Below are 26,333 nucleotides of genomic sequence, written 5' to 3' on the forward strand. Positions count from 1 at the left end.
AATTTTTCAGTTTAAAGCCTTGATTAGTATGTCATAACGTCAATATTTCAGAAGTTCCAATAGCTCGATTTCAAATCTGGATTTCGGTAAATACTGTTCTTCAAGCTGTCCTATAAAAGGAATAGGTGTTTCCATACTTGCTACTCTTTTTACCGGGGCATCCAAATATTCAAAACATTGTTCCATTATCATTGCAGAAAGATCTGAAGCAATACCTCCAAATAAAGAATCTTCTTGTAAAATGATGGCTTTTCCAGTTTTTTTGACAGAAGTTAATATGGCTTCCGTATCTAAGGGTTGTAAGGTTCTTAAATCAATTAAGTCGGCTTGAATGTTTGGATGTTTTTCTAATATAGAAATAGCCCAATGTACGCCAGCCCCATAAGATATAATAGTAATTTCTTGACCTTCATTTAATAGGGCTGCTTTTCCAAATGGCAATGTATAATAATCGGTTGGCACATCTTGTCTTACGGTTCTATATAATGCTTTATGTTCAAAGAATAGCACAGGATTTGGGTCATTAATAGCTGTTGCTAAAAGCCCTTTGGCATCATAGGGAAAAGCAGGATAAACCACTTTTAAACCTGGCGTTTTTGTAAACCATGCTTCGTTTGTTTGGGAATGAAAAGGGCCCGCTGCCACTCCTGCTCCACAAGGCATTCGGACGACCACGTCCGCCTTTTGGTTCCAACGATAATGCACCTTAGCAAGATAATTTACAATCGGGTTAAAACCAGAACTCACAAAATCTGCAAATTGCATTTCCACCACAGATTTGATATTGGCAATAGATAGGCCCATTCCTACCTCAATTATGGAGGATTCACAAATAGGGGTGTTTCTTACACGATCTTTCCCAAAAGCCTCTACAAATCCTTCTGTAATTTTAAAGACGCCACCATAATCAGCAATATCTTGCCCCATTACGACCAACTCCGGATGTTTTTCCATAGACTGTTTCAAGCTAGTTGAAATGGCATCTATGAATCGTAATTCCTCCGTTTTTTCTTTATGGGTTACATGTTCGTATTCAAATGGATGATAAACGTCCCGTAGTTCGGTTTCCATGTCGGGTTCAATAGCATCTTCAGTAAAAGCCATGTCTAAGGCCGTATCTATTTCGGCTTTTATTTTTGACCTAAAGACGTCATCATCAGTTTCCGTAAGTATGCCCTGTTCTATTAAAAATGACTTGAAATTATTCAGCGGATCTTTTTGTTGCCAAAAATCCATCAAATCCTGTGGCACATACTTGGTTCCACTTGCCTCCTCATGACCACGCATTCTAAAGGTTTTGAATTCAATCAAAACGGGTCGTGGATTTTGACGCATACTTTCTGTTATTTCGGAAATTTTTTGGTAAACCTCAACAATATTATTCCCATCAATAATATGGGATTCCATACCATAACCCAATCCTCTATCTGCCAAATTTTCGCAAAAATACTGCTCTGTAGTTGGGGTTGATAAACCATAACCGTTATTTTCTATACAGAATAACACAGGCAATTGCCACACAGAAGCCACATTCAAGGCTTCATGGAAATCTCCTTCACTTGTTCCTCCCTCTCCTGTAAAAACTGCTGTTACTTCTTGACGGTTTTTTAGCTTGCTAGCCAAAGCAATACCATCGGCAACACCCAATTGCGGTCCTAAATGGGAAATCATTCCAATCAGTTTGTATTCTTGAGTTCCGAAATGAAATGAACGATCCCTTCCTTTGGTGAAGCCACTCATTTTTCCTTGCCATTGGCAAAAAAGTCTAAATAAAGGAACGTTTCTTGTCGTAAAAATCCCTAAATTTCGGTGCATAGGAAGAATATATTCCTCATCTTTCATTGCCATAGTTACCCCTACAGATATGGCTTCTTGCCCTATTCCAGAGAACCATTTTGAAATTTTACCTTGACGAAGTAAAACCAACATCTTTTCCTCTATTAATCGAGGTTTCAACATGTTTTTGTAAAGATGTAATAAGGTGGTTTGGTCTATTTGATCAGTTTGATACTGCATATTTGATAAGGAAGACGGGTTTGAAATCATAAAAATTCATTTCTCAAATATATATAAAATGAGTCTTTAAAATATGACCCTAGGAGCCAAAATAGAATTCCATTCTTACTAATGTTTTCGTACATTTGTAAGAGACAGACTTAAATTTTTCAATATGAATAACATACCTAGTGTAAATCTTAAGGATTTTACATCTGGAGACCCTGAGCGAAAACAAAAATTTGTTGATGAAATTGGTAAGGCTTATGAAGAAATAGGTTTTGTGGCCTTGAAAGGTCACTTTCTCGATGACAATTTGGTTGAGGATTTATATAAACAAATCAAATCCTTTTTTGACCTCCCGGTAGAAACTAAACAGAAGTATGAAATTCCAGGAATTGGAGGTCAAAGAGGCTACGTCTCTTTTGGAAAAGAAAGTGCGAAGGGTAAAAAAGAAGGTGATTTAAAGGAGTTTTGGCACTTTGGTCAATATGTGGAAGACAATCCGGAATTAGAGAAGGAATATCCAAAAAACGTTTCGGTTGAAGAGCTTCCAGAGTTTAATGAAGTGGGTAAAAGAACCTATAAAAAGTTGGAGGAAACGGCTAAATATGTGCTTCGGGCTTTAGCTTTACATTTAGGTTTAGAAGAAACCTATTTCGATAATTTCATTAAAAACGGAAATTCTATTTTAAGACCTATTCATTACCCTCCTATTAAAGAAGAACCTAAAGAGGCTGTTCGCGCTGCGGCACATGGTGATATCAATTTAATCACTTTGTTAATGGGGGGCCAAGGGAAAGGGCTTCAGGTACAAAACCATAAAGGTGAATGGATAGACGCCATCGCACAACCAGATGAGTTGATGATCAATGTAGGAGATATGCTTTCAAGACACACCAATAACAAGTTGAAATCAACCATCCATAGAGTGGTAAACCCGCCTAAAGAACTTTGGGGAACATCACGTTATTCCATACCGTTCTTCATGCACCCTATTAGCAGTATGAAATTGGACGTTTTGGATAATTGTGTAGATGATCAAAACCCAAAACTTTATGAGGATATCACCGCTGGAGAATTTCTAACTGAACGTTTGATTGAGTTAGGTCTTATTAAGAAATAAAAACATATGGATTTACAAGATCAATTAAAGAATTTGTTTCCAGATCATGTACCCGAAAATCAAGAGGATTCTGTAGATCAGGAATCTGATATTTGGATGCAAGATGACCCCATAATCTGCAAATATGAAAAACGTAAAGGAAAACCTATTACCATTCTTGAGGGCTATACAGGCGCTACCGAAGATTTTAAAAAGCTAGCTAAAGAATTAAAGACAGCCTTAAGTGTGGGTGGTAGTTTTAAGGATGATAAAATTATTATTCAGGGAGACTACCGCGATAAAATTATGGTGATTTTAAAAGATAAAGGTTTTAATGTAAAAAGAGTTGGGGGATAAAAATGGAAACACTACATATCACAAATGGTTCAGTCTTAACTCAAATATTATTGGAATTAGAGGTACAAGGAGATTACTTAACATGGGATGAAATGTTATGTGAAGGTCCTACGACTGAAAAAATTGATTCTAAGGAGTTTTTGGAGTTGAGGAGTGATTTCTTTAACAAGTTTTACAATTTGGAATTGGATAAGGATAAGTTCCATGAAGACATCAATAAATTATCGCATACTGAAAACTATTCAGAAATTGTATTATGGTTTGAATATGACCTTTTCTGCCATATAAACATGCTAGCAGCTATCAATGTGATTAGGCAAAAGAAAATAAAATTACCCCTTTATTTGGTATGTAGTGGACGTATTGAAGGTGAGGACAATTTGAAAGGTTTGGGAGAATTGAATGCCAGTCAGCTTTTAAAACATTACAAAAATAAGGTCAAATTGACTGAAAATGATATGGAAGTGGCTTCTACCCTATGGAAAACCTATTGCGGTAAGGATCACAATTTATTCAAACCATATATCATAAAGAATGATACCAATTTTCAATATTTAACCAATTGTCTTAAAGCACATTTGCAAAGATTCCCTGAGTCAAAAAGCGGTTTGAGTATTATCGAAGAGAATATTTTAGTGATCATTAGAGACAATGAAGTGAAATCAAGACATCATTTGTTGGGTTATATTCTAAATTACCAAGGTTACTACGGTTATGGTGATTTACAATTTCATCGGATTATAGAAAATTTGAAGATATTTTTTGATGAAACAGAAACAAGAATAAAGCTAAACAGAAAAGGACATGTTGCTTTACTTCGACAGACCAATTTTTCTTCTGAAGTTAACAATAATATAGATTACGGAGGTGTCAATAGATTGGATTTTCAATTTAGCACCAAAGAAAATAAACTTATAAAAACTCCTATAAATGCCTATTAAAGAGTCTGAACTCATTCTCAATCCAGACGGAAGCATTTACCATATCAATTTAAAACCAGAACAATTAGCTGATACGGTAATAGTAGTTGGCGATCCAAACCGTGTGGAGCGTGTAGCGCAACAATTTGACAACATCGAATTTAAGGTCAATAAAAGAGAGTTTTATTCTCAAACAGGTACGTTTAAAGGAAAGCGAATTACCGTTATTTCTACTGGAATAGGAACTGATAATATTGATATCGTTATAAATGAATTGGACGCATTAGCCAATATTGATTTTAAAACAAGGACCGTAAAAGAGGAATTAAAGTCCTTGGATATCATTCGTATTGGTACTTCTGGATCGCTTCAAGAGCATATTCCTGTAGATAGTTTTGTTATCAGTGAATTCGGATTGGGTTTTGATAGTTTGATGTATTTTTATCAGTCTGAGAATATCTTATTTCCGGAAATTTCTCAGCATTTGATGACTCATCTAAATTGGGATAAAAACAAATCGAAACCTTACATTGTGGAATGTCATAGGGAATTGTTCACTAGATTGTCTTCAAATAAAACCTTTGATGGTTTTACGGCAACTAATGTTGGCTTCTATGGTCCACAAGGAAGGGTTCTGCGTTTACCATTGCAAGATGCTTCCTTCAATGATAAGTTAGCAACCTTTGACCATAATGGTTTAGTAATAACCAATATGGAAATGGAAACGGCAGCTATTTATGGAATGGCACGTCTTTTAGGTCATAGGGCTGTATCCTTAAATGCTATTATCGCTAATCGAGCCACCGGAGAATTTACAGAAAACCCAAGGCAAGTAATTAACAATTTAATTGAATATACCCTTAATCAAATAGTGAATGAAGACAATTAATATAGGTGGTGTGCCAGAGCATTTCAATTTAGCTTGGTACCTCACTCTTAAAAATGGTGAATATAAAAGTAACGGTATTAATCTAAGGTGGAAAGATTACTACGGAGGTACGGGTGATATGTGTCAAGCCCTGAGAAATAAAGATGTGGACCTAGCTGTTATTTTGACTGAGGGTATAATCAAAGATATCGTAGAGGGAAATCCTAGTAGTATCATTCAGACTTTTGTAGAAACACCATTGTTATGGGGAATTCATGTGGCAAGTCATTCAAGGTTCCATCAAGTAGATGAATTGAAAGGCACTAAAGCTGCAATAAGTAGATATGGTTCAGGATCGCATTTGATGGCCTATATCAATGCAGAAAACAATCAATGGGATATTCAAAACGATTTACAGTTTGAAGTTATTGATAATCTGAATGGCGCTATTGAGGGTTTGACAAATGAGACGGCCGATTATTTTATGTGGGAGAAGTTTACAACAAAGCCTATAGTAGACCAAGGTGTTTTTAGAAGAATAGGACAATGCCCTACTCCTTGGCCTTGTTTTGTTATTGCTGTTAGAAATGAATTCTTGGAAGAAAATAAATCGGATGTACAAACTATTTTAAATATCATAAACAATACCACTTCAGAATTTAAAGATATTCCAAGTATTGATAGAATGATAGCAAACCGATATGAACAAAAAATTGAGGATGTTAGAGAATGGCTAGCCCTAACCGAGTGGTCTCAAAGTGTTATTGATAAAAAAACTGTTGAAAATGTGCAAAGAAAACTTAAGGCACTAAACATCATAGAAGACACCTTGGAATATGATAAGATTGTAACTAATATTTGATAATTCTATACAATTTAAAGGAATAACGGACAATGTTTTAATGATTAATCAATTGTAGGTCTAAAAAATTTAGTTTTTTTCAATGAATCTATTATATTTGTAAACATTATTTTATTTAAATAACAGGGATTTTGATCACGATAGTTTTGATTTTAACGGGATTAGTTGCTTTTAACTTTCTACTTCTCATAGTTAGCTGTAATAAAACCACAAAAAAAGAAATTGTTTCTGCTGAAACACCAGATCAATCTACTGTATTACTATCCAAACCTAAAATTACCAATCCAAAGGCGCAAAGCCAGCTTGCTCCAACAGGGAGTTAGTTTTACTGAAATGTTTATTTCCAAACCAATAGCCTCTATTGGCACTTAATGGAGATGGATGACCGGAGGTTAGTATATGGTGTTTTTTGGAATCAATTAGTTTCGCTTTATTCTTGGCTAAACCACCCCATAGTAAAAATACAACGTCTTTTTTGTGATTGCTGATTGTTTGGATTACAGCATCTGTAAATGTCTCCCAACCTTTCTTTTGATGGCTTCCAGCTTGATGAGCTCGCACCGTTAAAGTAGCATTCAATAATAACACACCTTGATTAGCCCATTTGGTTAAATTTCCACTTTGAGGATAAGGCACTTCTAAATCGGATTCAATTTCTTTAAAAATATTAATTAGCGATGGTGGGTGAACAATTCCTTCATTTACAGAAAAACAAAGTCCGTGGGCTTGATTTGGACCATGATAAGGATCTTGACCAATAATTACCACTTTTACTTGATCAAACGGACATAAATCAAAAGCATTAAATATTTGATTTCCTGGAGGGAAACAAGTATTATCGGCATATTCGTCTTTTACAAAACGCACCAAATCCTTAAAATAAGGTTTGTCGAATTCTCCATTTAAATAGGCGTTCCAGCTGGATTCAATTTGAACTGTCATTTTTAAGTCCTCTTATTTTAGGAAACTAAATTAATACTATCTTTAAACTTATTAAAAACAACCAACCTTGAAAAAAATTAAATTCCCAACAGCTCAGACCATCTTGTTGATTATCTGTGCGTTCTCTGCTTTATTAACTTGGTTGATTCCAGCTGGAAAATATGATACGTTGGTTTTTGATTCAGAAAAAGGTGTCTTTAACCAAATAGGATTAACTAAAACCACCCAATTGGAAGCTTCTCAGAGTACGCTTGAAGAATTAAATGTAAAAATTCCTATTGAAAAGTTCACCTCTGGAGATATTTACAAACCTATTGCTATTCCTGGAACTTATAAAGAAGTAACCGCTAATCCTCAAGGGCCTATTGAATTTATAATGGCTCCGGTAAAGGGTATTATTCAAGGTGCAGATATTATTTTTTTAGTTCTAATAATAGGAGGACTTATAGGCATTATGAATAAGACAGGGGCTTTTGATGCCGGAATTAGCAAAATGGCAAACTCTTTGAAGGGCCATGAATATGTTTTAATAATTTTAGTGACAACCCTAGTTTCAATTGGTGGAACCACATTTGGATTGGCTGAAGAAACCATTGCCTTCTACCCCATTTTAATCCCCATGTTTTTAGCCGCAAAATACGATGCTATGGTGCCCCTAGCAGCTATTTATTTAGGGACTTCCATCGGAACTATGTGTTCCACAATCAATCCTTTTAGTACCATTATAGCATCAGATTCTGCGGGTATCAGTTGGACAACAGGACTTATCCCTAGAGCTATATTTTGGGTGATAGGAACTACAATTTGCATTCTTTATATTCTTAAATATGCCAAAAAGGTGAAGAATGATCCCCAACTTTCCATAATTTCAGATCAAAGGGAAGAAATAAGTTCCCTTTTCGCAATCAAATCAACTTCAGACTTGAAACTAACGCCTAGATTGCTTTTAATTTTGGCGGTTTTTGCACTTTGTTTTATCATTATGATATTAGGTGTCTCCATTTTTGGTTGGTGGTTTGAAGAAATGACCGCCATTTTCTTAGCTGGAGCCATTATTATCGGTTTCATTTCAAAAATGAAAGAGGCTGAATTTGTTGAAACCTTTGTCAAAGGCGCTTCTGATTTATTGGGAGTTGCTTTAATTATAGGAATTGCTCGCGGAGTCTCTGTTTTATTAGATGAAGGATTGGTTTCAGATACTTTACTTTACCATGCCAGTAATGTCACTGGTGGTATGAACAAAGGCGTTTTTGCAAATGTAATGCTGTTTATTTATAGTGGTTTGTCATTTTTTATCCCAAGTTCATCTGGAATGGCAGTCTTGACCATGCCTATCATGTCACCTTTAGCTGATAATGTGGGATTTGGAAGAGAAGTAATTGTAAATTGCTACCAATATGGCATGGGATTATTTGCATTTATAAATCCGACAGGATTGATTTTAGCTTCTTTAGCCATTGTTAAAGTAGGTTTTGATAGATGGTTAAAATTTTGCTTGCCTCTGTTATTTATTTTAATGATAATCACTATGTTATGGTTAATAGCTTCCATTTATTTATTTTAATAATTCATTTGCTTTCAGAATGAAAATCAATTCTTTAACTTTTCTTTAGCAATTTTAAATTAAATCGTCTACTTTTGATATTCTTTGTAAAAAGAATAAGCTATGCTATTAATCATTACCCTAACTCTACTAATGCTAGTAGGCATTAATTTTTTATTGTTATTCTTTAGTTCCAACAAAACGAACACTAAAAGAAAAAAAAGTAATCCTCCCCTTATTATTAGGGAACATAAAGAGGAAAGTTATCCGCCTTTATTGGTTGTTGATAATGCCTAAACCTTTTTTAAGGTCTTTAAAGCACTTTTTTTAAATTCTAGTTTAGAATCCACGGATTACTGTTTCCAAAAGTTAACTTTAATACCTTTAAGTCTTACTTTTGCATCATTGTATACTTAAGATTTCAATGATTCATATCCATAAAAAAACATTACAGGATTTAGAATATTATAAAGTTCTAGAACAAGTCAGTGATTTTGCTATTACTTCTCTTGGCCGGGAAGCTTGTATGGCCATATCTCCAGAAAAAACTCAAGAAGCTGTTTTGGAGAGTCTGAATCTGACCAATGAATTTTTAGCATCCTATGAAAATGAAAACCGCATTCCCAATCATGGATTTGAGCCTATTACAAAAGAAATAAGACTATTAAATATTGAAAATTCCTTTCTGGAGGTTAGCAGTATCAGAAAAATAAGTTCCCTTTCAGCTACTTCCAATAGTATCATTGTATTCTTAGATAAATTCCATGAATATTATATTCATTTAAATGCCAAGGCTTCTCAAATTGAGGTTACAAAAGCAATTATTAATAAAATAGATGCCGTAATTGATCGATTTGGAGATATTAAAAATTCAGCATCACCCCTACTTTATGATTTAAGGCAACAAATTAATAAAGTAAAAGGAAGCATCAATCAAAGCTTTACAACAGCTCTTAATAACTATAGCTCCCAAGATCTTTTGGATGATATTAGGGAAACTGTAGTTGATAATAAAAGAGTGTTGGCTGTTAAGGCTATGCATAGAAAAAAGGTAAGAGGTTCCATACTGGGAGGAAGTAAGACTGGAAGCATTGTTTACATTGAACCTGAAGATACGTTACGATTTACGAGGGAACTCAACAATTTAGAGTATGAAGAAAAAGAAGAGATTACTCGAATTTTGAAGGAACTCACTAATTTTATTAGACCTTACAGAGAGCTTTTAATTCAATACCAGGTTTTTTTAACTGAAATGGACGTCATATCTGCTAAGGCTAAATATGCAGAATCCATGAATGGTGTCCTTCCAACCATAAACCAAGAAAGAGTATACGATGTCAAGGATGCTTATCATCCGCTATTATATCTTACCAATAAGAAAAAGGATGTAAAAACATATCCACAGAGTATTTATTTAGATCAGGAAAGCCGAATAATTGTCATTTCCGGACCAAATGCAGGAGGAAAAAGTATCACATTGAAGACAATTGGTCTCTTGCAGGTTATGTTGCAAAGTGGGATGCTTATTCCCGTCCATGAAAGAAGCTCTGTATGTATTTTTGATAGGATTTTGAGTGATATTGGCGATAATCAGTCTATTGAAAATCATCTGAGTACTTATTCCTATCGCTTGAAACAAATGAATTATTTCTTGAAAAAGTGTAACGATAACACCCTTTTCTTGATTGATGAATTTGGAACTGGGAGTGATCCTGAATTGGGAGGAGCATTGGCTGAAACATTTTTAGAAGAATTCTATGGAAGAGAAGCGTTTGGAATTATTACAACACACTATTCCAATTTAAAAATATTGGCTAATGAGTTACCTCACATGAAGAACGCCAACATGCTTTTTGACGAAAAGACCTTGGAGCCCATGTACCAATTAGTTATAGGGCAAGCTGGGAGTTCTTTTACCTTTGAAGTGGCTCAAAAAAATGGTATCCCATATAGCCTTATTAATAAAGCCAAGAAAAAGATTGAGCGAGGAAAGGTGCGATTTGATCAAACCATTGCCAAACTTCAAAAGGAGCGATCCAAATTGGAAAAAACGGAACGTTCCCTGAAGCAAAATGAAATTAAAAAACTTAATGAAGCAGAAAAGCTTGAAGAGACCAACCAGAGAATTCAGAGAAAACTGGAGGACTACCAAGAGTTATACGATACAAATCAGCGCTTGATTTACTTAGGTCAAAAGCTAGATGGTTTGGCTGAAACCTATTTCAACAACAAACAGAAAAGAGATTTAATGAACGAATTGTTTAAATTGGTTCAAATTGAAAATTCCAAACGTAAAAAGAAAACAAAGAAAGAGGCTCAAGTAGAAAAATCGAAAGCCCAAAAAGTTCAAAAAGAGGCTGAAAAGAAAGTTGAAGTGATCCGACAAAAGAAAAAAGAGGAAAAGAAAAAGGCCCAAGTAGAAGCTTCAAAACCAAAAGCTAGACCAAAATTAAAGGTTGGGGACCGTGTTAGATTAGAAGATGGACGGGCAGTTGGTAGCATTGATAAAATAGAAAAGAATAAAGCAGTTGTTAATTATGGGCTTTTCACAACCAATGTAAGTTTGGAACAATTGGAATTGGTTGAGGCCGTAAAAGCAAAATGATTGAAATCCCAGAACATAAAGAGTTGATTTTATTTGATGGTGTTTGTAACCTTTGCGATAGCTCCATACAGTTTATTATTAAGCACGACAAACATAATACGTTTTTGTTTACACCTTTACAAAGTGAACTCTCTCAAAGTATCATTGAACGGTTTGGTATTGATACTCAAAAAATAGACTCCATTATTTTATTCAGAAAAAATGAAGGGGTATTTTACAAATCAACGGCTGCCCTTAAAATAGCATCCAAACTAAAATTTCCAATTAATATTCTTGCAAGTTTTATTATTCTTCCAAAATTCATTAGGGATACCGTTTATGATTTTATTGCAAAGAACAGGTACAATTGGTTTGGAAAAAAAGAATCTTGTATGATTCCTACACCAGAATTAAAAGCCAAATTTATAGAATAAAAAAAAGGTCTTGGGATATGCAAGACCTTTTTAAACTTAATAACTTACCAAAAAAATTAAAACTAAAATACGTAGTTATAGCACTAAGTTTATTTTACTAACCGGTATCAAACATAGCAAACATCCTCACAATATTGCGTAATTTTCGATAAAGTGACCAAAAAATTTGTTTTGTTAAAATTTTGTGCAAAAAAATTCCGTGAAATGCATTAATGATCTGGTTTTGAAAGTTCTATTTATAAACCACGTTTACTCATTAAATTTACCACTTCCCTAACTCAAAGGTTCATTTCCCTCAATTATGGTTTCAAAATTTAAGATTCAAAAGTAAATTAGAATTGAAATAAAGCCTTAGAGCATAAGTTAATTGGCCCCTAACTTCCGTTAGTTAGGATAGAACCAATTCTCAAATCTTGAAAGTCTACCCTTGATTTGAGTTACAGTGTTGAGAAGTGCTGTTAGACAAGACATACTCTGAGGCTTTTCATATCCTATTTCACCAAAGTTCCCCATTCTGTCCAAGAGCCATCATAAACAGATAATTCTTTATAACCAATCATTTCTGCCCCCAGAGCTAATATACAAGCAGTAATACCAGATCCACAACTAAAAACCATGGGTTTGTCTTGTTCGGCCACTGTATCAATTAATTTTTTCAGAACCTCTTTAGATTTAAACTCTCCATTCTCCAAAAGATTTTCAAAAGGTAAATTTTTGGAAGTAGGAATATTTCCAGCACGTAACCCAGCCCTTGGTTCTTCTTCTAAGCCAAGAAATCGACTTTCAGAACGGGCATCTACAATAGTATGTGATTTATTATGAACCATATCTTCCATATCCTTAAAAAAGGCCATGAAAGAAGGATCGAGTTTGGCTGAGAAATCGCCAATGGTTCCAGTATAATCTTCATATGGTTCCAACCCAAATCCAGCTTTTTTCCAAGAAGGTAATCCACCATTTAATACAGCCACATTAGTATGTCCAAAAGCTTTAAACATCCACCATACTCTGGCACTTGAATAGATACCTTTTTCATCAAAAACAATAATACAACTGTTGTCACTAATCCCTAAAGATTTTGCTTCGGTTACAAATTGCTCCAAACTTGGAAACGTATTGGGAAAGGGAGCGGTACCATCACTAAATCTCGTTTTTATATCAAACAAACGAGTTTTAGGAATTTGCATTTCAGAGATGATATTTGTAGAATCAGTTTGTGGTTTCCCTAAGGAAGCATTTAAAATCACCAAATCAGGATGATTCAAATGTTCTTTTAGCCATTTTATTGAAACTAATGGAGATGAAACTTGTAGCATAAACTATCTATTCGGATTTGTAATTGTCATCCCATTTTTTTTCATGAGGCTCACCAAGTTTTCCAACTGATTTGGCCACTAACATTGAAACAGCAGCATCACCAGTCACATTAACAGTGGTTCTGCACATATCTAACGGTCTATCTACAGCAAATATAAGTGCTAAACCAGCTTCAGGGATTCCTGCTTGAGCCAAAACAATAACAAGCATTACCATACCAGCCCCTGGTACTGCTGCACTACCTATTGATGCAAGAGTGGCCGTTGCAATAATTCCCATTTGAACACTAAAGCTTAAATCCATACCAAAAGCTTGAGCTATAAATACAGCAGCTACAGCTTGATATAAACTGGTTCCATCCATGTTAATAGTGGCTCCTATGGGCAACACAAAACTGGTAACCTCTTCTTCTACTCCCAAGTGTTCTTCCACCCTTTCCATAGTCACTGGTAAGGTTGCGGCACTACTACTCGTTGAAAAGGCTAAAAGTTGAGCGGGTGAAATACCATTTATAAAAAAGGAAGGTGTTTTTTTGGTGAAAATCCATACAATTAGTGTGTAAAAGCATAACATGATAAACAAACCTAAAACGACACATAAAGCATACCATGCGAGCGCTTTAAACAAATCGGCACTTGGGGCCTCTACAACTAAGGCAGCCAAAAGGGCAAAAACACCATAGGGCGCCCCCAGCATGATAATATCAATTAATTTAAGAATCACTTCATTAAAGCCATCAAAAAAGGCTTTAACAGGTTTGGAATGTTCTTCTGGAATAAGAATAAGTCCAATGCCAAAAAAGATAGCAAAGAAAATAACCTGAAGCATATTGCCATTATCACTTGCAGCATTAAAAATATTACTTGGGACCAAATCTTCCAGAGCTTTTAAAGGACCCGCATTTTTTTGTTCGTTGGCTGCAGAAATCTTTGAATCTGCATCACCTTTGTAACTCTCAGTAAGCTCAGTACGGGTTTCTTCTGTAATGGTCTTTCCTGGTTGGATGATGTTTACAATGCTTAACCCAATTGAAACTGCAACAACGGTTGTAATAATATAGGTTACAATCGTTCGACCTCCCATTTTAGACAATTTTGAAATATCCTTTAAGTCTGAAACACCTTTTATAAGTGACGCAAGTATTAATGGAACAGCAATCAATTTTAAAAGGTTAATGAAAATATTCCCAAAGGGTTTAATCCAATCGGTTACAAATTGGCTACCCCATTCAAAATTGGTCATGATTAGGGCAAATACAACACCTAATACCATTCCTAAAAGGATTTGCCAATGCAATGCTAGTTTCTTCATAAAATCTTATTTGTAAACTTTGTTTTGTAAATAGAAATCAGCCAAAACAAGAGCTGCCATGGCTTCAACAATGGGGATAGCTCTTGGAACAACACATGGGTCGTGTCTTCCCTTCCCCTGCATTTCTACTAAGTTACCTTCATTATCTATGGTTTCTTGTTTCTGGATGAGTGTCGCTACTGGTTTAAAAGCCACTCTAAAATAGATGTCCATCCCATTACTGATACCGCCTTGAACACCACCTGATAAATTGGTTTTGGTTGTGCCATCAACATTAAATGCATCATTGTGCTCACTACCTAACATCTGCGCGCCACAAAAACCACTTCCGTATTCAAATCCTTTCACAGCATTGATTGAAAGCATTGCTTTTCCCAATTCGGCATGTAATTTATCAAATACGGGCTCTCCCAGTCCAATAGGTACATTTTGAAGAACGCAGGTAATGGTTCCTCCAATGGTATCACCAGCTTTACGGACTTCTTTAATTCTATCAATCATTGTTTGGGCTACCTCTGGGTCTGGACACCTCACTGCATTGTCTTCAATTTTAGAAAAATCTAAAGCTTGATAGGGTTTTTCAAGAAAGATGTTACCCACAGAAGAGGTATAGGCATTTATTTTTACTTGATTGAGGACTTGTTTTGCTATGGCTCCGGCTACAACCCTACTGGCAGTTTCTCTAGCAGAACTGCGGCCTCCCCCTCGATAATCTCTAAAACCATATTTTTGGTCGTAGGTATAATCGGCGTGACTTGGTCTATATACATCTTTGATGTGTGAATAATCCTTAGATTTTTGATTGGTGTTTTCAATTGAAAATCCAATGGGGGTTCCTGTCGTTTTACCTTCAAAAATTCCAGACAAAAATGTTACCGCATCTGGTTCTTTTCTTTGAGTTACAATATCAGATTGTCCAGGTTTCCGTCTGTCCAGCTCCTTTTGAATTGCCTCAAAATCCAATTCAATTCCCGGAGGACAACCATCTATGATTCCGCCTATTGCGACTCCATGTGATTCTCCAAAGGTGGTAATCCTGAATACGTTTCCAAAGGAATTTCCTGCCATACAATTTAATTTTTGCTAATGTAACGGTATTATTACAGATTACAAAAACACTCTGATACCTAACATCACTACAAAAAGCGTTTTTAGATTACAATTCCTTAACAAATTACTCACAGTTAATTAATTGACGCATAATGATTAATTAATATTAGACCAATTAATTTGTAACATAAAATAATACACCCTTTTGAAACTTAAACGGAAAGTAGAAATAGCAGTCATATCAGATGTCCATTTGGGAACTTATGGATGTCATGCCAAACACCTACTCACTTACCTCAACAGTATTCAGCCAAAGAAACTTATTCTTAATGGTGATATTATTGATATATGGCAGTTTAGTAAACGTTATTTTCCAAAATCTCATTTAAAAGTAATTAAAAAGATCATGGATTTTGCATCTGATGGTGTCGAAGTCATCTATATTACAGGAAACCATGATGAAATGCTCCGGAAATTTAGTGGGACGAGTATTGGAAATATATCCATAGTTGATAAAATCGTTTTGAACCTTGATGGGAAGAAAGCATGGTTTTTCCATGGTGATGTTTTTGATGTTTCTATTCAAAATGCTAAATGGCTAGCCAAACTGGGAGGTTACGGTTATGACCTACTGATATTGATAAATCGATTGGTTAATTGGGGGTTAGAACATGTCGGAAAAGAAAAATACTCCCTCTCAAAAAAGATCAAGAGTTCTGTTAAAAGAGCGGTTAAGTATATTCAGGATTTTGAGTCTGTGGCTTCTGATTTGGCTATTGAAAATGGTTATGATTATGTGATATGTGGACATATTCATCAACCTAAAATGTTAGTCAAGGAGAATAAAATTGGACAGACTACTTACTTGAATTCTGGTGATTGGGTGGAAAATTTTACTGCTTTAGAATATCAATTTAAACGTTGGAAAATTTATAACTATAATCATGACAAATTAACGCCATTTTTCATGGATGAAGATGTCAAAGAAATGGAGTTCTCAGATTTAATTGCCGCTATTACGGTTGTTGAAAACCCTAAAAAAGATAAAAAATCAGATTAGGGCATCTTTTAGAATGCTTATGGGGTGTTTTGCTTCCCTATGAGTTCCGTCTTTAATTTGATGCCTACAACTTGTGCCATTTGCGGCAATAATCACCTGCCCATCACTTTTTCTAATAGTTGGAAACAATGAATTCTCTCCTATTTTCATGCTTGTTTCATAGTGTTCCTTCTCATATCCAAAACTTCCAGCCATACCACAACACCCGCTATTGATAATGGTGACTTTGTAATTCTCTGGAAGATTAAGAATATTAAAAGAGTGAATTTGATTGCTTAAGGCCTTTTGGTGACAGTGCCCATGAAATTTGATAGTTTTGGATTCCTTGGTGAATTGATTGGGGCTAATGTTACCAATAGCTATCTCATTACTTAGAAATTCTTCCAATAAAAAAGTATGTTTTGCCAAGGTCTTTGCGGTATCCAAATCATCTGCAAGTCTTAAATAGTCATCCCTAAAACTTAAAATGGCTGAGGGCTCAATACCCACCAAAGGCTTCTCTTCACTAACCAAATTTTTATATAACAAAATATTTCTGTTAGCCAGATTTTTAGCTTCTTTTAAAAATCCTTTTGAAATCATGGCTCGTCCTGATTCTTCATTTTGAAGCATGTTCACTTTGTATCCCAAACGAGTTAAAACGTTTATAGCGTCTATCCCAATGGAAGTATCTAAGTGGTTCGTGAATTCATCGTTGAATAGATAAATTTCCTTAATATAACTTTCTGTAACTATCTTACTTTTATTTATTTGAAACCACTTATGTAAACTTTTAGTTGATATTTCAGGAAGTGTTCGTTCTCTAGCTACTCCTAAGCTTGATTTAATAAAATTAGAGGTAATTGTATTAGAAAATATCCAATTGGTCATCCTAGGAAATATACTTCCAAACTGGTTAAATTGGTTATTTCGTGCAAATACCTTATCCCGCAGGGACCATCCACTTTGCTGGTGGTATTGGTATAAAAACTCGGCTTTTAAACTGGCTACATCTACACTGCTCGGGCATTCGCTAGTACAAGCTTTACAGCTGAGACAAAGGTCAAATACATCTTTTAGTTCTTGATGGTCAAATCTATTTGATTGCTCTGATTGGGTTAAAAACTCTCGTAAAGCATTAGCCCTAGCTCTAGTCGTATCCTTTTCGTTTCTAGTGGCGCGATAACTAGGACACATCACCCCACCAAATTCCTGTGGTTTTCTGCAATCTCCAGAACCATTACATTTTTCAGTTTCACGTAATATGCCTTGAGAAGTTTCGAAATTCAAAATGGTTTTGATTTCGGGTTCTATCCTATCCGCTTCATATCTTAACGAGGTATCCATTGGATAGGCATCCACTATTTTACCCGGATTAAATATGTGATTTGGATCAAACGCTGATTTAATTCTCTTTAAAATGTCATAATTTAATTCGCCAATCATAAGGGGTATAAATTCAGCTCTCACGATACCATCACCATGTTCGCCACTCATTGAGCCTTGGTAGCTCTTAACCAATTTGGCAACAGCCGTGGTGATTTCCCTAAAAAGGACAACATCTTCTTTTTTCTTTAGATTCAAAATGGGTCTTAGGTGCAATTCTCCGGCACCAGCATGAGCATAATAGATAGCTTTCTGGCCAAATCCGTCCATTAATTTGGTGAAACTTTCAATATAACTTGATAAATCTTCTAAAGCAACGGCTGTATCTTCAATACATGCAGCAGATTTTTTATCACCTACCATGTTCCCCAACAATCCCAATCCGGCTTTTCGCAATTCCAAGGCTTTATCTATATTTTCTCCTTGCAGAATAGGATGAGCATAACTTATTCCTTGTGCATCAATGAGGTCTAATAGTTCCTTTGTTTGAAGTTCCAATGACTCCTTAGAAGTGGCTCGGAGTTCACACATTAGAATAGCCATTGGGTCTCCTACTATGAAACTTCTATTTTCCTGCTGCGTCTTATTGTGTTTAGTTAAATCAAGGATGGTTTTATCCATCATCTCACAGGTGTGGAGATTATGACTCATTAAAGGTGCCACAGCATTAAGACAATCAGAAATACTATTGAAGTGGCAGGCAATCATAATGCTTTCCTTGGGAGGTATGTCATCAAGTTGCAAGGTAATTTCAGTTGTAAAAGCCAGGGTGCCTTCACTACCAGCCAGTAATTTACACATGTTAAACATGTCTCCTTCTTCGGTATAAACATTCGATTTTAGAAGCTCATCAATGGCATAGCCTGTATTTCTTCGATGTATCTGAAGTTTCGGAAATTCTGATTTTATTCTAGTTTGGTTTTCAGGATTGGATAACTCCGAATGAATCGTTCTGTATATTTCACCTTCTAATGTTTCTAATTTTAATTTTTCTTGAAATTCTGAAGGTGATAAAGATTCAAAAGTAACTTCAGAACCATCACTCAAAAGGGTTTTCAATCTTATGACCTTATCTCTAGTTACGCCATATTGTATGGAAGTAGTTCCTGAAGAGTTATTACCTACCATGCCTCCAATCATACATCTGTTAGAAGTAGAAGTATTGGGTCCGAAAAACAAACCATAAGGCTTTAAATATAAATTGAGAGTATCTCTTACCACACCTGGCTGTACAGTGACCTGCTTTTTTTGAAGATCAAGATCAAGGATTTTTGTGAAATGTTTTGATACATCAACCACAATACCTTCCCCCACACATTGTCCCGCCAAAGAGGTTCCAGCGGTCCTTGGAATTAACGAAGTTTTGTAGGTTTTAGCAGTCTCTATTAAAATTTGTAGGTCATTCGTTTCCAAAGGGTATGCTACCCCTAAAGGTATTTTTCTATACACGGAAGCATCAGTTGCATATAGGGCTTTCATCAAGCTGTCTTCAAAGTACTCTCCCTTCAAATGATTTTTTAAATACTCTTTTATCATAGAATATAACTGGCCTTTCAGCATTTTTACATTGTTTAAAATTAAGACTACTTAACGAATATTAACAAAACATTGTCACTTTTTTTAACACAATTATTGTTTAATAATTTAATTTTGACATTAAACATTTAATCGAATTTTATGAAAAAACTAATTTTAATTGCATTAGCCTTTGTTGCTTTTACAAGTTACACTCAAGCTCAGGAAATTTCTAAAAATGCCATCGGACTCCGTCTTGGAGACAGTAATGGTTTTGGTGCCGAAGTTTCCTACCAACGTGCCATCGGTGATAACAATCGTTTGGAATTTGATTTGGGCTGGAGAACTGGAAATCATTATGACGGTGTGAAATTAATAGGTTTGTACCAATGGGTTTGGAATATAGATGGAGGTTTTAATTGGTATGCTGGTCCTGGTGCTGGATTTGCAGCCTATAGTTTTGATCACGACCATTATTATAATCATCCGAATTTCCATGATCATGATGACAAAGATGCATTTATCATCTTAGCAGGTACGGTGGGTATTGAATATTCATTTGATTTCCCGCTACAACTGTCATTAGACTTAAGACCAGAACTAGGATTTGGGGATAGTTATTATGATAATAACGACCTAGATTTTGATGTAGGATTAGGTGTTAGATATCAATTCTAAACCGATAATATTATATAAAAATGCACCCGTAAGAGGTGCATTTTTATTTTCATATTTTCATTTTTTTTATTACCATGTTAATATGAAATATCTTTTTATTTTTATTCTGATTCCATTGACTATGCATGCCCATATTACTGCACCTGATCCAATTAAGAGTGAAGTTGAAAAAGCGCTATCCTATTATCCTTCCTTAAAGGATATTAAAATTCAAATTAAATTTAAAGAACATATCAAAAAGTCTACCATGCAGGCCAGACCAACTTTTGGGAGCATGTTTAAGGACCGTGAACAGCGAGAATATGTTATTTTAATAAGCCGAAGATTTAAAATTTCAGGTAAAGAATTTTTGACTACTCAAGTGCCAAAAGAGGTCTTGATTGGTTGGATAGGACATGAATTAGGCCATATAGTCGATTATCAAAATCGGTCGAAATGGGATCTCCTTTGGTTTGGATTAAAATATATCACTTCTGAAAACTACATCAAAGAAGCCGAAAGGATGGCAGATACTTATGCCGTAAACCACGGAATGGAATATTATATTTTAAAAACTAAAAATTTCATTTTAAATCACGCCGAAATAAATCAAACCTATAAGAATAGGATCAAAAAATATTATTTATCCCCTGAGGAAATCATGGTTTTGGTTGCTGAGAGAGATCAATAATCAGCTATAAATTCTTCCCAAGTCTTAAACTTTTCCTCATTCATAACACGTTCCATCTTAACTTGTCCTCCCTTTTTCTTGTTTCTTTCATTCCAATCGTAAAACCTTTCTGGTGAAATCAAAGTCACCTTAACACCTTTTAAAGCTTTGCTCCTAGCTACTTTATAATTTTTGTTGGCATCCTTTAAAAAAGCATCTAATTTCTCAGAAACTTCTTGAGCTTTTTCAGAAGAAATATCACATCCCAAATACCAGCAATGATAAAATTCTTCGTCCGCTTCTCGTTTGGCACAAATTGTATATTCTGGAATTTTTGCAGAAAAAACTTCTTCCAAATGCCTCATGGCATCATCCATTTTGTTGACAGAAAGCTGAGACCCTACTGTATTAAGAAAGAATTTGGTACGTCCCGTAATTTTAATTTCTGCACGATCTTTATCTGTAAAGGCAATGGTGTCTCCAATGATGTACCTCCATGCCCCACTTACGGTACTAATAATTAAGACGTATTCTTTATCATTTTCAACATCAGCCAAGGTTATGGAAGGTGCATCTTCTGTAAGCGAACCGTCTTGCTGAATGTACTCAGGTTCAAACGGAACAAATTCAAAATAAATACCATTATCTGTAATCAATTCCATAGATTGAGTCTCGGGTCTTGTTTGACACGCAATAAACCCTTCTGAAGCCAAATAAGTATCTATGACTGTTATGGTTTTCCCTAATAAGTCATTAAAACTTTTTTCATACGGCTTAAATGCAACTCCTCCAGAGGTATAAACCTGCAGATTGGGCCAAATTTCATGGATATTATTCAACTTGTTATGTGAAATAACTTTTTCCATCATTAATTCCATCCAAGAAGGAATACCACTTAAAGCACCAATATCCCAATCTGCAGCACGTTCTGCAATAGTTTGGACACGCTCGTCCCAATCGTCTATTTTGGCAATATCTTCTCCGGGTTTGTAATACCCTCTAAACCAAAAAGGAATGTTGCTAGCGCTAATACCACTAATTTCACCTTCCAAATGTTCCTTTCGCTCCCTTAAGTCGGTAGAGCTTCCCAGCATCATGATTTCCTTTTCAAAAAAGTCAGGAGGTAAATCAAAATTGGTTAGAGCAAAAACTTGTTTAACGCCTCCAGCCCTGATGGCTTCTATCATCTCATTAGTAACAGGAATACGTTTGCTTTCTTTCCCGGTAGTACCAGAACTCAACGCAAAATATTCTGGATTTCCAGGCCATGTTACGTTCTCGACACCTTCTTGGAGCTTATGCCACCATTCTTCATTGATTTTATTATAATCATGATATGGTATTTTGGTAAAGGATGTGCCTGGATCTTCAGAATCCAAAATGGAATCAAAATTATATGCTTGACCAAAGGCGGTGTCCTTGGCTTTTTCAAGTAAGTTTTTCAGAACTTTTTTTTGCTCCTCGACGTGATTAGTTTCTGAAGAAAAAGTATCCTTTAAATCAATTACTCCTTTTATAATATTACCAAGTATCGCCATAAATCAAATTATTTTAAAAGCATGCATTTTGACAGGGTTTCCTCATAGATCGCCTCATATTGAGGGACAATTTTGTGGATATCAAATTGACTAGCTTGCATTTCAGCTTGATGTTTAAATTTATCCAGTGTCTTTTGGTCTTTCAAGATGGTAAGTGCATGTTTGGCCATGTCATCTACATCCCCCACATCACTTAAAAAACCAGAATATCCATGCTTGTTAACCTCTGGAATTCCTCCAGAATTACTTGAAATAACAGGGACTCCAGCTGCCATAGCTTCCAAGGCGGCCAAACCAAAACTTTCAGTTTCTGAAGGTAAAAGGAACAAATCAGAATAGCCTAAAATGCGGTCTACCTCGTTGCTGTTTCCTAAAAACACCACTTTAGGGCCAATACCCAATTCATCTGCTAAATTTTCGGCATTTTCCTTTTCAGGGCCTTCTCCAACCAACATTAGACGTGCTGGAATTACTTTTTGAATGCGATAAAAAACTTGAATAACATCCGTGATTCGCTTCACCTTTCTTAGGTTACTCACATGGGTAATTATTTTTTCATTATCCCTTGCCATCATGGCTCTTTGACAATCAGTGAAGGCATGACGTTCCTTATCAATATCAATAAAATTAGTTACAACCTGTATATCATTTTTAATATCAAACAAACGCAAGGTGTCTTCTTTCAAACTTTCAGAAACACAAGTTACAGCATCCGATTTGTTGATGCTGAAAGTAACCGCTGGTTTATAAAAGGGATGACTTCCTACTAGGGTGATATCTGTGCCATGTAACGTTGTAACTATGGGCACATAAATATTTTCTTCCATTAACATTTTTTGCGCCATATATGCCGCATAGGCATGTGGAATGGCATAATGCACATGAAGAATATCAATACCATGGAGCTTGACCATGTCTACTAACTTACTGGACAAAGCCAGTTCATAAGGCTGATAATGAAACAAAGGGTACTGTGGCACATTAACTTCATGAAAATGTACATTGTTGCCTAATAATTCAAGCCTTACGGGTTGTTTGTATGTAATAAAGTGGACTTCATGTCCGCGTTTGGATAATTCAATTCCTAATTCTGTAGCTACTACGCCACTGCCTCCAAAAGTTGGATAGCATACAATACCTATATTCATTGATTAATCTTCTATAGCTTCGTATATGAAGCGTTGAATGTCAGTTCTAATATTAGCTCTCAATAGCAGATTTTGATCTGCTTTGGGGTAGGTTCTATTTGCCAAGAACACATATACAATTTCTTCCTCTGGATCTGCCCATGCATAAGTACCGGTAAATCCTGAGTGACCAAAACTGGTCATTGAAATACAGCCACAAGTTGGACCCTCATCTCCCAATTGAGGTTTGTCAAATCCAATTCCTCTTCTATTATCATCATCACAATAGTAACAGGTATTAAATTTATCAATTGTTTCTGGTTTAAAATAGCGTTTCCCACCATAAAATCCTTTTTGAAGATACATCTGCATGATTTTGGCTACATCATTGGCATTACTGAATATTCCAGCATGTCCACCAACACCACCTTCCATAGCAGCTCCCATATCATGGACAAACCCGTGTACCTCTTGATAGCGGTAGTAGTCATCTACTTCTGTAGGGATAATTTTTTTGGAACTAAACTTGATACTTGGATTGTAAGTAGTGTAATTGGCTCCCAAAGATTGATAAAAATGATCCTGTACCAATTCATCTAACCCTTTATCGTAGTAGGATTCTAAATACTTCTTGAGTATATAATATGGCAAATCACTATACCTATATTTCAAACGGTTTAATAGTTCTGTGTCTTTTATAATTCCTTGTATGCTGTCTTTGTAATCCGTTCTCATGTAAAGCTCATTAGCCACTTTTACGGTAAATCCTTTAGAAAATTTAGTTGAATAATATTTGGGACTAGGACGCTTTGTATCAGGATCTAAGGTGGCGTAATAAAACGGAATCCAAGGTTTTAAACGGGCATAATGCGATAGCATTTGTTTAATGGTGATATTAGCTTTGTTTGAATCTTCATATTCAGGAAGTAACTTGGAAAGTTTGGTGTCTAAGGTTATGACACCCTTTTCCACGAGTTCCATAATAAGGGGTAAAGTTCCCAAAATTTTGGTTAACGAAGCGACATCATATATATCATCAAAAGCCACTGTTTTTGAATCGGCTGCATAGGTGTGATTCCCGAAATTTTTATTGTAAATCACCTTTCCCTTTCTGGCAACAAGCACTTGAATTCCAGGTGTCATTTTATTGTCAATAGCGTACTGAGCTAAGGAATCTATTTTTTCCAATTTTTCAGAACTCATTCCAACACGCTCTGGTAAACCATAACTTAAATTTAGAATGTCGTTGTACTCAATACCGGTTCCTACGTTTAGACCATTTCCAACTGATACTGGTAAATGTCCTTTTGCCCCGACGGATCCAAAGATAAGTTGGGCTGATTTTTCTTGAGCAATCCTACTATTTTGATAGCTTACCACGATACTCTCGATATTCTCAATAGTAGATAAGTCTAAAAGTGCGTATGGTTTAACGAAAATATCGAGAATCACCCTATTAGTTCTAGCTATCTCATACAGCCAAACCAATTCTTTGTCTGTGAATTTGTAACTTTTCCATGGCGTATCATTAGATCTATGAAATCCTATAATCACCGTATTATAGCCAGATAACTTGGTGATTAAATCATCTAAATTGTCTGATTTAATTTCATGAACCTTGGTATATTTTTGTAGTTCTTTTAAAAAATCTGAGCCTGACTCATCACCCATTGGGACGTAGGCTACAGATTTGGTTTCTAACTGTCTTAATGGTAAAAGATCAGCTTTATTTTTAACTACAGTAATCGCGTTTTCAAATAATTCTTCAGATAAAAGATCATCTTCTAATCGATTTAAATCTTCATTCAAATGCTCCAATTCCACAGGCTTAAAATGATTTAACCCTACTTTATACTTGGCCATTAAAATTTTCTTTACAGAGTAAGCCAAACGTTCTTCGGAAATTGTTTTCTGATTTAAAGCTTCTTTAATTTTCTCCACTGCTTTCCCGACATCCTCAGACATTAAAAGCACATCATTCCCTGCCAAGAATGCTGCTAAATCTACATCACCTGGACTACTAAAATTAGAAGCACCTTTCATTCCTAAAGCATCAGTAAATATCAAACCTTCAAACCCTAATCGATTTTTTAGAATATTCGTGACAATATTGTGCGATATGGATGACGGGTACCCATCTCGAGGCTCTAAAGAAGGTACATTCAGGTGAGCAACCATAACGCTGGCTAGACCCTCTTTAATAAGTCTTTTGTAAGGGTATAATTCTACCGAATCAATTCGTTTTTCAGAAAAACTAATACTCGGCAACGTTTTATGGGAATCTGTTTCTGTGTCGCCATGACCTGGAAAGTGTTTGGCATTGGCTAGCACTCCAGCACTTTGCATACCTTGCATAAAGGCAAGTGCCTTGGTAGTTACATTGTTACGATCTTCACCAAATGATCGATTTCCAATAATGGGGTTTTTGGGGTTGGTGTTAATATCAACAACGGGAGCAAAATTGAAATGTACCCCCAAGCGTTTACAATGTTCCCCAATGTGGCGACCAGTCAATTTGACCAAAGTATTATCTTCTATCGCCCCAAGTGTCATATTCCAAGGAAAGGCATAAGTTTCTTTTAATCGCATGCTCAAACCCCATTCGGCATCCATTCCAATAAGCAAAGGTAATTTGGCAGTTGCCTGTAATTTATTGTTAAAAACGGCTTGACTTTTTGGGTCGCCTGTTGAAAAAATGATACCGCCAATATGTAAATTCTTAACTTGGTTGATTATCATTTTTTCATGAGCCTCCCCTTTATTTGAGAATGCTTGCACCATAAACAATTGGCCTATCTTTTCATCTAAAGTCATCTGTTGATAAACACTATCTACCCATGTTTGTTGTGCCTTTGCATCTTGTGTTAAAAGAGGCGATTTGGTTTGGGAAAAAACAGTATGTGAAAACAAAAAGACTACAAACAGTAGATGGGATATAGATCGCATAAAAAACGGAAATTTCTTAAGGTAAAGTTCAAAACTTATTTCACTGCAAAATAGCATAAATCAAAAGAAGTTAAAAAAACTTTAAGATAGATTTATAAAGAAAATAGTTAACGGATTTTAAAGGAATCAATATTCACATAGATACCGAAATTTGCTATTTTTGGTAA

20 protein-coding genes are annotated in these 26,333 nt (G+C 35.4%); 11 read left to right on the plus strand and 9 right to left on the minus strand.

The annotated features are described in order from the left end of the window. Window positions 1-39: 39 nt before the first annotated feature. Window positions 40-2,016, minus strand: a complete 1,977-nt coding sequence (locus LOK78_RS10120) for an alpha-ketoacid dehydrogenase subunit alpha/beta (RefSeq protein WP_232634807.1) — start codon at window positions 2,014-2,016, stop codon at window positions 40-42. A 154-nt stretch (window positions 2,017-2,170) separates the two neighbouring features. On the opposite strand from LOK78_RS10120, the gene LOK78_RS10125 reads away from it, so the two are divergent. Genes LOK78_RS10125 through LOK78_RS10145 form a run of 5 tightly spaced genes read left to right on the plus strand, consistent with a single transcriptional unit; the run spans window position 2,171 to window position 6,107 of the window. Next, entirely contained in the window at window positions 2,171-3,121 is a 951-nt protein-coding gene (locus LOK78_RS10125; RefSeq protein ID WP_232634808.1) for an isopenicillin N synthase family dioxygenase, read from the plus strand. Between the two features lie 6 nt (window positions 3,122-3,127). Then, complete coding sequence (locus tag LOK78_RS10130) at window positions 3,128-3,457, plus strand: translation initiation factor (protein ID WP_053969941.1); 330 nt, start codon at window positions 3,128-3,130, stop codon at window positions 3,455-3,457. A gap of 2 nt (window positions 3,458-3,459) precedes the next feature. Next, complete coding sequence (locus LOK78_RS10135) at window positions 3,460-4,398, plus strand: DUF1835 domain-containing protein (RefSeq protein WP_232634809.1); 939 nt, start codon at window positions 3,460-3,462, stop codon at window positions 4,396-4,398. Continuing rightward, window positions 4,388-5,266 carry a nucleoside phosphorylase gene (locus LOK78_RS10140; RefSeq protein ID WP_232634810.1) on the plus strand — a complete coding sequence of 293 codons (879 nt, stop codon included), beginning with the start codon at window positions 4,388-4,390 and terminating at the stop codon, window positions 5,264-5,266. Before LOK78_RS10135 ends, LOK78_RS10140 begins: the two co-directional genes overlap by 11 nt. Continuing rightward, window positions 5,253-6,107, plus strand: a complete 855-nt coding sequence (locus tag LOK78_RS10145) for a substrate-binding domain-containing protein (protein WP_053969938.1) — start codon at window positions 5,253-5,255, stop codon at window positions 6,105-6,107. Before LOK78_RS10140 ends, LOK78_RS10145 begins: the two co-directional genes overlap by 14 nt. 276 nt (window positions 6,108-6,383) lie before the next feature. On the opposite strand, the gene ung is transcribed toward LOK78_RS10145, so the two are convergent. After that, complete coding sequence (gene ung / locus LOK78_RS10150) at window positions 6,384-7,049, minus strand: uracil-DNA glycosylase (RefSeq protein ID WP_232634811.1); 666 nt, start codon at window positions 7,047-7,049, stop codon at window positions 6,384-6,386. 67 nt (window positions 7,050-7,116) lie between these two features. Between ung and LOK78_RS10155 the strand changes: the two genes are divergently transcribed. From LOK78_RS10155 to LOK78_RS10165, 3 genes are all read left to right on the plus strand, one after another. Continuing rightward, window positions 7,117-8,613, plus strand: coding sequence for a YfcC family protein (locus LOK78_RS10155; RefSeq protein WP_232634812.1), 1,497 nt, complete (start codon window positions 7,117-7,119; stop codon window positions 8,611-8,613). Window positions 8,614-9,016: 403 nt separating this feature from the next. Next, complete coding sequence (locus LOK78_RS10160) at window positions 9,017-11,197, plus strand: endonuclease MutS2 (protein ID WP_232634813.1); 2,181 nt, start codon at window positions 9,017-9,019, stop codon at window positions 11,195-11,197. Further along, on the plus strand, window positions 11,194-11,610 hold the full coding sequence (locus tag LOK78_RS10165) for a thiol-disulfide oxidoreductase DCC family protein (protein ID WP_232634814.1): 417 nt from the start codon (window positions 11,194-11,196) through the stop codon (window positions 11,608-11,610). The genes LOK78_RS10160 and LOK78_RS10165 overlap by 4 nt, the downstream gene beginning before the upstream one ends. Window positions 11,611-12,101: 491 nt before the next feature. Here LOK78_RS10165 and LOK78_RS10170 read toward each other — a convergent pair whose 3' ends face one another. Genes LOK78_RS10170 through aroC form a run of 3 tightly spaced genes read right to left on the minus strand, consistent with a single transcriptional unit; the run spans window position 12,102 to window position 15,306 of the window. Continuing rightward, entirely contained in the window at window positions 12,102-12,926 is an 825-nt protein-coding gene (locus LOK78_RS10170; RefSeq protein WP_232634815.1) for a sulfurtransferase, read from the minus strand. Window positions 12,927-12,933: 7 nt separating this feature from the next. Then, entirely contained in the window at window positions 12,934-14,238 is a 1,305-nt protein-coding gene (locus LOK78_RS10175) for a dicarboxylate/amino acid:cation symporter (protein WP_232634816.1), read from the minus strand. A 6-nt stretch (window positions 14,239-14,244) separates the two neighbouring features. Next, a complete protein-coding gene (gene aroC, locus LOK78_RS10180; RefSeq protein ID WP_232634817.1) occupies window positions 14,245-15,306 on the minus strand; it encodes a chorismate synthase in 1,062 nt (353 codons plus the stop codon). A 187-nt stretch (window positions 15,307-15,493) separates the two neighbouring features. Here aroC and LOK78_RS10185 point away from each other — a divergent pair, with 187 nt between their 5' ends. Beyond that, on the plus strand, window positions 15,494-16,348 hold the full coding sequence (locus LOK78_RS10185) for a UDP-2,3-diacylglucosamine diphosphatase (RefSeq protein ID WP_232394714.1): 855 nt from the start codon (window positions 15,494-15,496) through the stop codon (window positions 16,346-16,348). Here the strand turns inward: LOK78_RS10185 and LOK78_RS10190 are convergent. Continuing rightward, the gene (locus LOK78_RS10190; RefSeq protein WP_232634818.1) at window positions 16,340-19,273 is read right to left on the minus strand and encodes an FAD-binding and (Fe-S)-binding domain-containing protein; all 2,934 of its coding nucleotides are present in this window, start codon (window positions 19,271-19,273) and stop codon (window positions 16,340-16,342) included. The genes LOK78_RS10185 and LOK78_RS10190 overlap by 9 nt on opposite strands. Before the next feature lie 117 nt (window positions 19,274-19,390). Between LOK78_RS10190 and LOK78_RS10195 the strand changes: the two genes are divergently transcribed. Together LOK78_RS10195 and LOK78_RS10200 are read left to right on the plus strand one after the other, a co-directional pair. Beyond that, window positions 19,391-19,906 carry a hypothetical protein gene (locus LOK78_RS10195; RefSeq protein ID WP_232394716.1) on the plus strand — a complete coding sequence of 172 codons (516 nt, stop codon included), beginning with the start codon at window positions 19,391-19,393 and terminating at the stop codon, window positions 19,904-19,906. 82 nt (window positions 19,907-19,988) lie between these two features. Continuing rightward, on the plus strand, window positions 19,989-20,576 hold the full coding sequence (locus tag LOK78_RS10200) for a hypothetical protein (RefSeq protein ID WP_232634819.1): 588 nt from the start codon (window positions 19,989-19,991) through the stop codon (window positions 20,574-20,576). On the opposite strand, the gene LOK78_RS10205 is transcribed toward LOK78_RS10200, so the two are convergent. Genes LOK78_RS10205 through LOK78_RS10215 form a run of 3 tightly spaced genes read right to left on the minus strand, consistent with a single transcriptional unit; the run spans window position 20,570 to window position 26,166 of the window. Next, window positions 20,570-22,093, minus strand: a complete 1,524-nt coding sequence (locus LOK78_RS10205) for a GH3 family acyl-acid amido synthetase (RefSeq protein ID WP_232634820.1) — start codon at window positions 22,091-22,093, stop codon at window positions 20,570-20,572. The genes LOK78_RS10200 and LOK78_RS10205 overlap by 7 nt on opposite strands. 8 nt (window positions 22,094-22,101) lie before the next feature. Continuing rightward, window positions 22,102-23,241, minus strand: coding sequence for an N-acetyl-alpha-D-glucosaminyl L-malate synthase BshA (gene bshA, locus LOK78_RS10210; protein ID WP_232634821.1), 1,140 nt, complete (start codon window positions 23,239-23,241; stop codon window positions 22,102-22,104). Between the two features lie 3 nt (window positions 23,242-23,244). After that, window positions 23,245-26,166, minus strand: coding sequence for a serine hydrolase domain-containing protein (locus LOK78_RS10215; RefSeq protein ID WP_232634822.1), 2,922 nt, complete (start codon window positions 26,164-26,166; stop codon window positions 23,245-23,247). Between the last annotated feature and the right edge of the window lie 167 nt (window positions 26,167-26,333).

Origin of the sequence: Mangrovimonas futianensis (assembly GCF_021245805.1) — a bacterium.
GTDB classification, from domain to species: Bacteria; Bacteroidota; Bacteroidia; order Flavobacteriales; family Flavobacteriaceae; genus Mangrovimonas; species Mangrovimonas futianensis.